Source organism: Mycolicibacterium sp. XJ2546 (assembly GCF_053483195.1).
On the sequence record NZ_JBEFRW010000003.1, the window covers coordinates 25,459 to 37,234 of the forward strand.

The following is an 11,776-nucleotide window of genomic DNA, read 5'->3' on the forward strand; positions in this document are numbered from 1 at the left end:
CCGATGGCACCGGACAGGCCCCGATACGGCGAGCAGCCGCTGCCGCAGACCGTCGCTGCCGCCGGCGCCATTCGGCGGATGAGCGGACTGTTGCTGTCGCTGGAACACGATCACCCGACCGTCGATGCCATGCTCACCCAGATCGCCGAGTGGGAAACCGAGTTGGGCGCCGCGGTGCCGCCCGACCCTACGCCGCGGATGGGTCCCGACGGCGACGAGAACCAGCGGGTCTACCTCGACCACGCCTTCGACATCGGCGCATACAACCCGTGCTTTCCCGAGTACACCTTCGACCACCTCGACGACGAGAACGCCTCTGGCCGAGTCACTTTCCCCGTCGTGTTCGAGGGCCCGCCGGGCTTGGTGCACGGCGGCTACCTGGCTGTCTTCTTCGACTGCATCACGCAGCATCAGAGCTGTGCCGCGCGGCGCACCGGCAAGACGCGGTCGCTGGCGGTGACGTTCCGCAGGCCCACGCCGATCCTGTCCGAGTTGCGCTTCGACGTAACCCGCACCGAATCCGAGGGCCGCGTCACCTCGACGGCACGGCTGCTGAGCGGGGACGAGGTGCTCTGTATCGGGGAGTTCAGCACGGTGGCCATCGCACCGGACCGGCTGTCGGTGGTGGAGTTCGGCAAACGGCGAGCAACGCGGCCATGACCAGCGTGCAGCGCATCCGTTCGCCCCGCGTCGCCGAGATCGTGGCCGAGCGGTTGCGCGACGACATCCTGTCGGGCCGGATCAAGGAAGGCGACGTGCTGCCGTCGCAGGACAGCCTGCTGGCCGAGTTCGGGGTCAGCCCACCCGCCCTGCGTGAGGCGATCCACCTACTCGAAACCGACGGGCTGATCTCGGTGCGCCGCGGAAACGTCGGCGGCGCAGTCGTTCATCTGCCGTCGGCCGAACGCACCGCGCACATGATCAGCATGGTGCTGCAAACGCGTTCGGCCACACCGGCCGACGTCAGCGGCGCGTTGCAGCAGCTGGAACCCATCTGCGCGGGGATGTGCGCGGCCCGTGCAGACCGCGACACCGAAGTCGTGCCGTACCTCGAAGGGGCGATCCGCACGCAGACAGAAGAATTCGACAACCCGTCACGGTATGTGCCCAACGCCAGACGGTTTCACGAGGAGATCGTGTCGCGTTGCGGTAACGAGCCGATGATCCTCGTCATCGGCTCACTCGAGCTGATCTGGTCGGCTCACGAGTCGTCGGTATGGAGCGATGAGGCCAGTCCCGCCGATCCGATGAACCGCAAGACCATGCGCGCTGCCCTGCGCGACCACCAGCGGCTGCTGGAGGCCATCGCCGACGGCAACGAAGCGCGTGCGGTGCGGCTGGCGCAGAGCCACCTTGCTGCCGCGAGGCGCAACACCTTGGCCGCAGGCACTGACAAGACCATCGACGCCAAAATGATCTCGAACGCCGAACAGTAAGGGAACCACGATGACGACCACCGGCGACGACCGCGTCCTGTTCGACGTCGAGCACGACAAGCGGATCGCGACCATCACGTTGAACAATCCGTCGCAGCGCAACTCCTATGACGCGGCGATGCGCGAGACGGTCGGGCGCTGCCTGGATCAAGTGGCCGAGGACGACGACGTCGTCGTCGTGGTGCTGCGCGGCGCCGACGGCGTGTTCTCCACCGGCGCCGATATGAACAACGCCTACGGTTGGTACGGCAAGGCCGACGGCGGCGAGAAGGCGCCTGCCAAGGGCAGACCCAGCCAACGCCGCCGGTTGGCGGTGGACCGCAAGTCTTTTGGCTTCTACCACAACCTGATGGGCTTTCCGAAGGTGACGGTCGCCGAGGTCAACGGCTACGCGCTCGGCGGCGGCTTCGAGATGGCGCTGATGGCCGACATCGCCGTCATCGCCGCCGACGCCAAGATCGGCATGCCCGCCACCCGGTTCCTCGGGCCTGCGCTGGGCAGCCTGCACATGTTCTTTCACCGGCTCGGCCCGGTGCTGGCCCGCCGACTGCTGTTGACCGGCGACATCATCGAGGCCGGCACCATCGAGCACCTCGGCGTCTTCACCGACACCTGCGCGCCGGAAAAGGTACAAGCGCGGGCCCGGTACTGGGCGGAGAAAGTCGCCAAGATGCCCGCGGACGGCGTCGTCATCGCCAAAGAGGCGTTTCGCCTCGTCGAGCAGAGCCAGGCGTATGCCGGGGAGGAAGTCGCGAGCTATCTCTTCCACGCCTACGGCACGAACCTGCAGTTCGCGCCGGGTGAGTTCAACTTCGTCAAGACCCGTGCTCAGCACGGCACCAAGGAGGCCTTCCGGCTGCGTGACGAGCACTTCCAGGTACCGGAACCCTGAACACCACCCCGACCTACCGGTCGTGATACATAAGCTACTATTTTTGTAAAGCCGTCAACATCCAGCGCGAGGATTTTCACATGCCCACACCCGTCATTGTCGGTGCCGCCAGGACAGCGATCGGTCGCTCGTTCAAGGGGACCCTGGTCAACACCCCACCCGAGACGCTGATCACGACGGTGTTGCCCGAGGTGGTGCGTCGCTCCGAAATCGATCCCAAGAACGTCGATGACATCATTTTCGCCGAATCCCATTACGGGGGAGGCGATCTGGCTCGCTATGCGGCTACCGCGACGGGCATGGACCACGTCCCCGGCCAGTCGGTGAACCGGCATTGCGCGGGCAGCCTCACCGCGATCGGCAACGCCGCCGCCCAGATCGGGTCGGGGATGGAGCGCGCGCTGATCGCCGGTGGGGTGCAGTCGCTGTCGATGACGCCGCTGACCAACCAGCGCATCCCGGGACCTGAGCTGAAGTTCGAGGAGCGGTGGATGCCGCCGACGCACGTCGAGACGCCCGACGCGCCGTGCAAAGACATGTCGATCACCGTTGGCTGGAACACCGCGCAGTCGGTCGGCATCACCCGCGAGGAGATGGACGCGTGGGCCGCGCGGTCGCATCAGCGTGCGATCGCCGCGATCGACGCTGGCAAGTTCGTCGATGAGATCGTGCCGCTGAAGGTGCAGCAGTTCGACGGATCGGTGATCGAGTTCAGCGTCGACGAGCACCCGCGCCGCGACACCACCGTGGAGAAGTTGGCCGGGTTGAAGGTGCTGCACCCCGAGATCGAGGGCTTCTCGATCACCGCGGGGAACAGCAGCGGAACCAACGACGCCGCCGCGGCGGTGGCAGTGGTCGACAGAGCCTACGCTGACGCCGAGAACCTGACCAAGATGGCGACCGTGAAGGCCTGGGCCGCAGCGGGTGTCGCACCGCGCGACTGTGGGCTCGGCGCGGTCAAGGTCATCGGCAAGGTGCTCGACCGGGCCGGCCTGAAGCCGTCCGACGTCGCGCTGTGGGAAATCAACGAGGCGTTCGCCTCGGTGCCGATCGCGGCGTGCCGCGAGTACGGCATCGACGAAGAACTGGTGAACTTCTCCGGAAGTGGTTGCAGCCTCGGCCATCCGATCGCCGCCTCGGGCGCGCGGATGGTGACCACCCTGGTCTACGAACTGCAGCGACGCGGCGGCGGCATCGGGGTGGCCGCGATGTGCGCGGGCGGCGGCCAGGGCGGCGCGGTCGTCATCGAAGTTTAGACTTCGGTGCGCAAACCAGCGCTGAGCGATGGTTAGCGCACCGAAACCACCCGGCCGGCTTAGCGTCTCTTCTTGGCGGGCTTGGCGTTGTTCGCGTCGATCAGCCGCTCGGCGTGGTCGAGGATGCACTCGAGGCTGAACTCGAAGTTCTTCTCGTCGGCGGCGCCGATGTGGTGGCCCTTCTCGGTCACCAGGGCCAGCAGCGGTGTGCTGTCCGCATCGATCGACATGGTTTCCTCGATGTCGCTGGGCCCTTCGTTGGCCGCCCGGTTCTTGTCGCGCAACCGCTGCAGTACCACCGACCCGCGCACGTGGACCGACACCGCGGAGTAGGTGTCGAAGGCCTCTTCGGGCGACAGACCCGCCTCGACCAAACTCGCGATCGCCTTCTCGACCTCTTGTACACCGAGTTTCGCCGTGCGGGGGCTCAGCGCGGACCGGATGAGAATCAGATCGCACAGAATTGGGTTGCCCATGAACGTCTTTCGCATCGTGCGCGCGTGGTTGCGCAACGTCTCACGCCAGTCCTTGGCCTCGACATAGGGCGTCGCAAAGACGTACTGGCGCAACGCGCGGTCGGTCATCGCGTTGAGCAGATCGTCCTTCTTGCGGAAGTACCAGTAGATGCTCGTGACGCCGACGCCGAGGTGCTTGCCGAGCAGCGGCATGGAGAGGTTGTCGATACCGACCTGTTCGGCCAGCTCGAAAGCGCCCTTGATGATGTCCTCTGGATTGATGGACCCGCGCTCACGTCGCTGACGCTTCTCGGCGGTCGCCTGCCTTGCCACGAAGGGCACCTCCATCGGAAATCAGCCGCGCACGCAGCCCCCCAAAAGTGGGGTGGTGGACCTGAATGTACCGGCAGCTTGCGCTGATCTGCGTCTTCGCAGGTGTGTCGCTGCTCGGCCGTTACCGTCAACCTTACCGGGAGCCATCCCGTCGGCGGCTCCCAGCGCTATTTCGCTGTTCTACTGTAAGACCTATAGTAAGCTTTTCCAGCTGGGTTGGTGAACCGAAAGGCCAAGGGTGTCGGACGAAATTCGCACGGAGCGCCGAGGGCGTGTTCTCGTCATCACGATCAACCGACCGGATGCGCGCAACGCGGTCAACCTGGAGGTCAGCCAAGGTCTGGCCGACGCGGTCGACGAACTCGACGCCGACAACAACCTCTCGGTCGGTGTGCTGACCGGCGCGGGCGGCAACTTCTGTGCCGGCATGGACCTCAAGGCCTTCGCAGCCGGTGAGCAGGTCGCGATCCCAGGTCGGGGCATCGGGTTCACTGAACGAGCGCCACGTAAACCGCTGATCTCGGCCGTCGAGGGCTACGCGCTGGCCGGCGGCACCGAGGTCGTCCTCGCGACGGATCTGGTGGTGGCCTCCCGCGAAGCCAAGTTCGGCATCCCCGAGGTCAAGCGTGGCCTGGTGGCCGCCGGCGGCGGGCTGTTGCGGCTGCCGCGACGCATTCCATACCAGAAGGCGCTCGAACTGGCGCTCACCGGTGACAGTTTCACCGCCGAGCAGGGCGAGGCGTGGGGATTCGTCAACAAGGTGACCGAACCGGGCGGCGCGCTGGAGGGCGCGATCGAACTCGCCGAGCGCATCACCGCCAACGGACCGCTGGCGGTCGTCACCACCAAGGAGATCCTGGTCAAGTCGGCGGAGTGGAGTGAGGAGGAGATGTGGCAGAGGCAACTCGAGCACATCATCCCGATCTTCACGTCCAACGACGCCAAGGAAGGCGCGCTGGCGTTCGCCGAGAAGCGCCAGCCGAACTGGACCGGTACCTGACCGCGACATGGATCTCGGTCTGAAGGACGCAGCCGCCGTCGTGGTCGGCGGCGGACGCGGCATGGGTTTCGCGGCGGCACGTTGTCTGGCTGAGGACGGGGCGCGCGTCGCGGTCGTCGGCCGCACCAAGTCCGTGCTCGACGAGGCCGCTGACACCTTGAGCCGGTGCGGAAGTCCCGAGGCGGTGGGGTTGGTCGTCGACATCACCGACGATGACGCCGTGCAGCGGCTGTTCGACGACGTCGGCCGGCGGTGGGGCGGCGAGCTCAACGTACTGATCAACGCCGTCGGCCCCGACGCGGTCGGCGCGTTCGAGGAGCTGACCGACGACCAGTGGCGCGCCGCGTTCGATGGCGGTCTGATGGGCATGGTGCACTGCGTACGCTCCGCGCTTCCACTGTTGCGCAGCGCGGAATGGGCTCGGATAGTGAACTTTTCGGCGCACTCCACCCAACGTCAAAGCGTGGTCCTGCCCGCTTACACCGCCGCCAAGGCGGCGCTGACGAGCGTTTCCAAGAACCTGTCGCTGCTGTTGGCTCGCGACGAGATCATGGTCAACGTCGTGTCGCCGGGCAGCATCGCCTCCGAGGCGCTGGTGGGCTGGGCGGCCTCCGTCGGCGTCGATGGCAACGATCCGTACGCGTTGATGGCCGCCATCGACGAGCACTTCGGACATCCGGCCCACTTGCCCCGAACAGGCCGACCGGACGAGATCGGCCCCGTCGTGGCGTTTCTCGCGTCGAGACGCAACTCCTACATGACCGGCGCCAACGTCAACGTCGACGGCGGCAGCGACTTCACATAATGAGGTGAGCTATGGCGACTGCCAGCCAGGCGCGCGACTGGGCGCGAGAAGCGTTGCGCGGCATCGGTAATTCGCTCTACACCCCGTTCCGCGGCACCGACGGTGACGACATCGACTGGGACGCCTACCGCACGTTGGTGCGCTACTGCGTCGGTGAACTGGGACATCCGATGCTGTGGTGCACCAGCGGGATCGCCGAGTTCTGGTCGCTGACCACCGGCGAGCGAAAACGTCTGTTGGAAGTGGCCATCGAGGAGGCCCGCACCGTCAACCCCGATGTCGTGGTGCAAGCCTGCACCGCCGCGACGTCGGCCAAGGACTGCCTGGAGTTGACGCTGCATGCGCAGCATGCGGGCGCCGATATCGTCTATATCCAGACGCCGATGATGGAAACCCACGGCGGCGAAGGGGTGCTGCGGTTCTTTCGGTACATCGCCGAGCGCACCGATATCGCGCTCGGCATGTTCAACTCGCCGTCGTCGGGCTACGTTCTGACACCGGCGGAAAGTGCCCGCGTCTATGCCGAGATCCCCGCTGTCTGCGCAACCAAGGAAGGCGCGTTTCGGCCGGCGGCCAGCCGGATGCTGCACGAGTTGGCGCCCGGCCTTGCGGTGTGGGAGTGCGACAAGATGGTCTACCGCGCCGGCTGGCTGCGCGAGGGTATCGTCTGCCCGGCCCAACTCGGAACCGCCGCATACCTGTACGAAACCCCGCAGCACCGCCCGTTCTCCGCGTACTGGGACCTGATCGTCAACGGCAAGCTGATCGAGGCGATGGACTATGCGCGCGAGTCCGGGATGGACCGGTTCGAAAGCGAAGTGAGTTCGTGGTTCACCTGCTATCCCGGCCGCCCCGACTACTTCACCCACTGGGGAGAAGCGTTCAAGTACGCGGCCTCGGTGCTGGGTCTGCCCATCGGTTCGTACCCGCATTCGCGCCCACCCCAGACGAAGCTGCCTGCCGAGGCGAAGACCCAGATCGATGCAGCGTATCGACGGTACGGACTGGTCGACCGGTAACCGGCCCGACCTTGCAGAAGGCACTACCGATAGATGTACAGTATGTCCATACACCAAGCTCGGACGGCTTGAGAAGGAGTGCGGGTGAGCGTTGGAGACCACGTCGCGCAACCCGTCGCGGCCGAGCCGGTGCGCTACGAGGTCCGTGACAGCGGCGTCGCGGTCCTCACGCTGAACCGGCCGGAGCGGATGAACGGCTGGGGCGGTGGCCTCGCCTCCACGTTCTATGCCCGGCTCGACGACGCCGAGGCCGATCCGGCCGTCCGCGCGATCGTGGTCACCGGCAGCGGCCGGGCGTTCTGCGCGGGCGCCGATATGGGCGATCTGACGTCCATCAGCGCCGCGACCGTCGACGCCGCAGCGGATACCGACGTCGGCCAGCTCGTCGGCGCACGCCATCCGCACTTCCTGATGACGGTGCGCAAACCCGTCGTCGCGGCCATCAACGGCGCATGCGCGGGCATGGGGCTGACGCTGGCGCTGGCGTGCGATGTACGGTTCGCCGCCGACGGCGCCAAGTTCACGACGTCGTTTGCGCGACGCGGGTTGATCGCCGAATACGGTATCTCCTGGATACTTCCGCGCATCGTCGGACACGGCGTCGCGATGGATCTGTTGTTGTCGGGCCGGGTGTTTCTCGCCGACGAAGCCGCGCGGCTCGGACTGGTCAGCGGCGTCGTGGCTCCCGAGGATCTGCTGTCGCACGCTGTCGGCTACGCCGAAGACATCGCGGCCAACTGTGCGCCGAGTTCTCTGGCGGTGATCAAGCAACAGGTGTACGCAGACACTATGCGCAGTGTCTTCGAGGCAAGCGATGACGCGGAAAAGCTGATGCACGAGTCGATGCACCGGCCCGATTTCCTCGAGGGCATCACGAGCTTCTTCGAGAAGCGCGCACCCAACTTTCCGCCACTGAAGGGAGTAGGGACGATGACCCTGGACTACCGGGCGATCGACGTCGACAACCACTACTACGAACCGCTGGACGCGTTCACCCGCCACCAACCCAAGGAGTTCCGCAGCCGCGGTGTCCAGATGGTGCAGGACGGCAAGCGGACCCTGGCGGTGTTCGGCGGTGTGGTCAACCACTTCATCCCCAACCCTTCGTTCGACCCGATCATCGAACCGGGCTGCTTGGACCTGCTGTTCCGCGGCGAAATACCGGAAGGTGTCGACCCCGCGTCGCTGATGAAAGTCGACCGGCTCGCCGATCACCCCGAATACCAGAACCGCGACGCGCGGGTGGCGATCCTCGACAAGCAGAACCTCGAGACCGTCTTCATGCTGCCGACCTTCGCCTGCGGTGTGGAGGAAGGCCTCAAGCACGACGTCGAGGCCACGATGGTGGCGATGCACGCCTTCAACCTGTGGTTGGACGAGGACTGGGGCTTCAACCGTCCCGACGGCCGCATCCTCTCTGCCCCCATCATCTCGCTGGCCGACCCCGAAAAGGCCGTCGAGGAAGTCGAATTCGTGCTCAGCCGCGACGCCAAGATCGTCTGCGTGCGCCCCGCGCCGGTGCCCGGGGCGGTACGACCACGCTCGCTGGGCGACCCCATGCACGACCCGGTGTGGGCGCGGCTGGCCGAAGCCGGCGTCCCGGTGGTGTTCCACCTGTCGGACTCCGGATACATGGCGATCCCCGCGCTGTGGGGTGGTAGCGGCGTGTTCAAGGGCTTCGGCAAGCGTGATCCGCTCGACATGGTGATCATGGATGATCGCGCCATCCACGACACGCTGGCGTCGATGATCGTGCACCAGGTGTTCACGCGCCACCCCAACCTGAAGGTGGCCAGTATCGAGAACGGCTCCTACTTCGTCTACCGACTGATCAAGCGGCTCAAGAAGTCCGCCAACACCGCGCCGTACCACTACAAGGAAGACCCGGTCGAGCAGCTGCGCAACAACGTCTGGATCGCGCCCTACTACGAAGACGACGTGAAACTACTCGCCGAGACCATCGGGGTGGACAAGGTGCTTTTCGGATCGGACTGGCCGCACGGCGAGGGCCTGGCAGATCCCATGGATTTTACCGCCGACATCCCGCAGTTCCCGGAGTTCAGCGCAGAAGACACCCGAAAAGTCATGCGTGACAACGCACTTGAATTGCTCGGGGCGAACGTTCGGGCTGGCGTCTAAAACTATGGCGCAGTGGACCATCTGCGCGGTGCTCGACGCCATCGCCGACACCGTGCCCGACCGGCTGATGACGGTCTGCGGCGCACGCCGAAGCACGTTCGGGGAGTCCGCACAGCGCACCCGGCGGCTCGCGAACTACCTTGCGGGCCGCGGGTTCGGGGCGCACCGGGAACGCGACGAACTGCAGAACTGGGAATGCGGACAGGACCGCGTTGCGCTGCTGATGCACAACGACCTGTATCCCGACATGGTCATCGGCTGTCTCAAGGCGCGCACGGTGCCGGTGAACGTCAACTACAACTACGCCCCACGCGAGGTCGCCGAGCTTTTCGACTACCTTCGGCCCAGCGTCGTGATCTACCACCAGTCGTTCGGTCCGAAGTTCGCCGACGTGCTGCCGCCGGACTCGGCGCAGCTGCTGATCGTCATCGACGACGGCAGTGACGCGGCACCGCTGCCGGGTTCGGTGCGGCTGGTAGACGCGCTGGCACAGGGGGATACCGATCAGCAGATCGACCCGTCACCCGACGACGTGATGATGGTCTGCACCGGCGGCACCACCGGCAGACCCAAAGGCGTGATGTGGCGGCAAGGCGACACCTACGTCATCTCGATGAACGGCGCCGACCACGAATCCGTCGACGAGATCCACGACAAGGTGCGCCACGGCGGTCAGCCCTGGTTCGCGGTGTCGCCGCTGATGCACGCCGCGGGCATGTGGACCGCGTTCGCGGGACTGCTCAGCGGGCTGCCGGTGATCCTCTACGACCGAACGAGATTCGAGCCGCGCGCCGTGCTGGAGACCGCGCAGCGCGAGAAGGTCGGCTTGATGACGATGGTCGGCGACGCCTACGCCGCCCCGTTGGTGGAGGAACTGCGCCGCGGCTCCTACGACCTGACGTCGATGTTCGCCATCGGCACCGGGGGAGCGGCGACCAACCCCAAACACCAACGGGCGCTGCTGGAGCTACTGCCGCAGATCACCTTGATCAACGGCTACGGGTCCTCGGAGACCGGCAACGTCGGCTTCGGCCGCAGCCAGCGCGGCGAGCGCAAGGACACCTTCGAACTGCGCGAAGGTGCGTTGCTGCTGTCCGCCGATCACAGCCGGTTTGTGGAACCCGGCGACGACGAGCTCGGGTTCGTCGCACGCGGTGGGCGCATACCGCTGGGCTATTTCGACGATGCGGAGGCCACCCGCAAGACGTTTCCCGTCGTTGCCGGTAAGCGGGTCGTCATCTCCGGAGACCGGGGGTCGTTGGCCGCGGACGGCACGCTGGTGTTGTTCGGCCGCGACGCGCTGGTCGTCAACACCGGCGGTGAGAAGGTGTTCGTCGAAGAGGTCGAGGAGGTGCTGCGCGCCCACCCCGGCGTCGAAGACGCCTTGGTGGTGGGTCGGCCCAGCGAGCGGTGGGGCGAAGAAGTCGTCGCGCTGGTCGCTTCCCGTGACGAGACCGAAACCACCGCACTTCATGACCACTGCACATCGCAGTTGGCCCGGTTCAAGGCACCGAAGGAGTTCATCTTTGTCGAGGAGATCCGACGTCTGGGCAACGGTAAACCGGACTATCGGTGGGCGAAAAGCACAGTGGCGCAGCAGGTGAACGTGTGAGCCACAAAGCGATTGACTGCCTTGTCAACGTGCACTTCGGGGAGACCCAGCAGCAGCCGACCTGGATGCTCAAAGTGCGCGACGACTACTTCAAGGGCCCGGAGTCGATGTTTTCCCCCGTCCACCTGTCGGAGCTGATCGACGAGATGGACGAGCAGGGCGTGACCAAGGCGATCCTGATGGACAGTATCGCCAAGCCCTCAGCCACCGCCCGCAAGTTCGTCGAGGCCGAACCCGACCGGTTCGCACTGGCGATGGGCGGGGTGAACCTGCTGCGACCCATCCCGTCGCTGAAAGAACTCGCGGCGATCGTCAAGGACCTACCCGTCGCCTACACCGCTGTGGGGCCGAGCTTTTGGGGTGACGGCCAGTATCCGCCCAGCGATGCCGTCTACTACCCGCTGTACACCAAGTGCGCTGAACTCGACCTGCCGTTGTGCATCAACACGGGCATCCCCGGCCCGCCCATCCCGGGTGAGGTACAGAACCCGATCCACCTGGACCGGGTGTGCGTGCGGTTCCCGGAACTGAAACTGTGCATGATCCATGGCGCTGACCCGTGGTGGGACGTCGCGATCCGGCTGTTGATCAAGTACCAGAACCTGCGGCTGATGACATCGGCATGGTCACCCAAGAGGCTGCCCGACAGCCTCTTGCACTACATGCGCACCCGCGGACGCGACAAGGTGATCTACGCGTCGGACTGGCCGGTGCTCAAGATGCGCCGCCTGGTCCCGGAGGCGCTGGCCCTCGACCTGCCCGCCGAGGTGCTCGACAACTACCTGTACCACAATGCTCAGGAATTCTTCTTCGGACGGGAGAGCTGACG

11 protein-coding genes and 1 pseudogene are annotated in these 11,776 nt (G+C 65.7%); 11 read left to right on the forward strand and 1 reads right to left on the reverse strand.

The window, feature by feature from the left end; all coding sequences use genetic code 11:
- Positions 1-3 precede the first annotated feature (3 nt).
- The 4 genes from ABQE44_RS06475 (at position 4) to ABQE44_RS06490 (ending at position 3,584) form a co-directional block, all read left to right on the forward strand.
- The gene (locus ABQE44_RS06475; RefSeq protein WP_448395275.1) at positions 4-660 is read left to right on the forward strand and encodes a hotdog family protein; all 657 of its coding nucleotides are present in this window, start codon (positions 4-6) and stop codon (positions 658-660) included.
- Positions 657-1,436 carry a FadR/GntR family transcriptional regulator gene (locus ABQE44_RS06480; RefSeq protein WP_448395276.1) on the forward strand — a complete coding sequence of 260 codons (780 nt, stop codon included), beginning with the start codon at positions 657-659 and terminating at the stop codon, positions 1,434-1,436. The genes ABQE44_RS06475 and ABQE44_RS06480 overlap by 4 nt, the downstream gene beginning before the upstream one ends.
- 10 nt (positions 1,437-1,446) lie before the next feature.
- A complete protein-coding gene (locus ABQE44_RS06485; protein WP_448395277.1) occupies positions 1,447-2,328 on the forward strand; it encodes an enoyl-CoA hydratase/isomerase family protein in 882 nt (293 codons plus the stop codon).
- Positions 2,329-2,408: 80 nt separating this feature from the next.
- Positions 2,409-3,584, forward strand: coding sequence for a thiolase family protein (locus tag ABQE44_RS06490; protein WP_448428814.1), 1,176 nt, complete (start codon positions 2,409-2,411; stop codon positions 3,582-3,584).
- A 59-nt stretch (positions 3,585-3,643) separates the two neighbouring features.
- Here ABQE44_RS06490 and ABQE44_RS06495 read toward each other — a convergent pair whose 3' ends face one another.
- The gene (locus tag ABQE44_RS06495; RefSeq protein WP_448395279.1) at positions 3,644-4,372 is read right to left on the reverse strand and encodes a TetR/AcrR family transcriptional regulator; all 729 of its coding nucleotides are present in this window, start codon (positions 4,370-4,372) and stop codon (positions 3,644-3,646) included.
- Between the two features lie 238 nt (positions 4,373-4,610).
- Here ABQE44_RS06495 and ABQE44_RS06500 point away from each other — a divergent pair, with 238 nt between their 5' ends.
- The 7 genes and pseudogenes from ABQE44_RS06500 to ABQE44_RS06530 all read left to right on the forward strand — a co-directional run bounded on the left by ABQE44_RS06500 (position 4,611) and on the right by ABQE44_RS06530 (position 11,774).
- Positions 4,611-5,372 (forward strand): crotonase/enoyl-CoA hydratase family protein, encoded by a 762-nt coding sequence (locus ABQE44_RS06500; RefSeq protein WP_448428815.1) that lies wholly within the window; start codon positions 4,611-4,613, stop codon positions 5,370-5,372.
- A 7-nt stretch (positions 5,373-5,379) separates the two neighbouring features.
- Positions 5,380-6,177 carry an SDR family NAD(P)-dependent oxidoreductase gene (locus tag ABQE44_RS06505; RefSeq protein WP_448395281.1) on the forward strand — a complete coding sequence of 266 codons (798 nt, stop codon included), beginning with the start codon at positions 5,380-5,382 and terminating at the stop codon, positions 6,175-6,177.
- A gap of 11 nt (positions 6,178-6,188) precedes the next feature.
- On the forward strand, positions 6,189-7,196 hold the full coding sequence (locus ABQE44_RS06510) for a dihydrodipicolinate synthase family protein (protein WP_448428817.1): 1,008 nt from the start codon (positions 6,189-6,191) through the stop codon (positions 7,194-7,196).
- 84 nt (positions 7,197-7,280) lie between these two features.
- Positions 7,281-8,111, forward strand: a pseudogene (locus ABQE44_RS06515) (enoyl-CoA hydratase); the annotation flags it as partial.
- 15 nt (positions 8,112-8,126) lie between these two features.
- Positions 8,127-9,335, forward strand: coding sequence for an amidohydrolase family protein (locus ABQE44_RS06520; RefSeq protein ID WP_448429223.1), 1,209 nt, complete (start codon positions 8,127-8,129; stop codon positions 9,333-9,335).
- A gap of 4 nt (positions 9,336-9,339) precedes the next feature.
- The gene (locus tag ABQE44_RS06525; RefSeq protein ID WP_448428819.1) at positions 9,340-10,947 is read left to right on the forward strand and encodes an acyl-CoA synthetase; all 1,608 of its coding nucleotides are present in this window, start codon (positions 9,340-9,342) and stop codon (positions 10,945-10,947) included.
- Positions 10,944-11,774 (forward strand): amidohydrolase family protein, encoded by an 831-nt coding sequence (locus ABQE44_RS06530; protein WP_448428821.1) that lies wholly within the window; start codon positions 10,944-10,946, stop codon positions 11,772-11,774. The genes ABQE44_RS06525 and ABQE44_RS06530 overlap by 4 nt, the downstream gene beginning before the upstream one ends.
- The last annotated feature ends 2 nt before the right edge of the window (positions 11,775-11,776 follow it).

Excerpts from the sequence above, each read along its gene's own strand:
- ABQE44_RS06505 (WP_448395281.1), top strand. The coding sequence starts at position 5,380 with ATGGATCTCGGTCTGAAGGACGCAGCCGCCGTCGTGGTCGGCGGCGGA.
- ABQE44_RS06490 (WP_448428814.1), top strand. The coding sequence starts at position 2,409 with ATGCCCACACCCGTCATTGTCGGTGCCGCCAGGACAGCGATCGGTCGC.
- ABQE44_RS06520 (WP_448429223.1), top strand. The coding sequence starts at position 8,127 with ATGACCCTGGACTACCGGGCGATCGACGTCGACAACCACTACTACGAA.
- ABQE44_RS06485 (WP_448395277.1), top strand. The coding sequence starts at position 1,447 with ATGACGACCACCGGCGACGACCGCGTCCTGTTCGACGTCGAGCACGAC.
- ABQE44_RS06510 (WP_448428817.1), top strand. The coding sequence starts at position 6,189 with ATGGCGACTGCCAGCCAGGCGCGCGACTGGGCGCGAGAAGCGTTGCGC.
- ABQE44_RS06525 (WP_448428819.1), top strand. The coding sequence starts at position 9,340 with ATGGCGCAGTGGACCATCTGCGCGGTGCTCGACGCCATCGCCGACACC.
- ABQE44_RS06480 (WP_448395276.1), top strand. The coding sequence starts at position 657 with ATGACCAGCGTGCAGCGCATCCGTTCGCCCCGCGTCGCCGAGATCGTG.
- ABQE44_RS06475 (WP_448395275.1), top strand. The coding sequence starts at position 4 with ATGGCACCGGACAGGCCCCGATACGGCGAGCAGCCGCTGCCGCAGACC.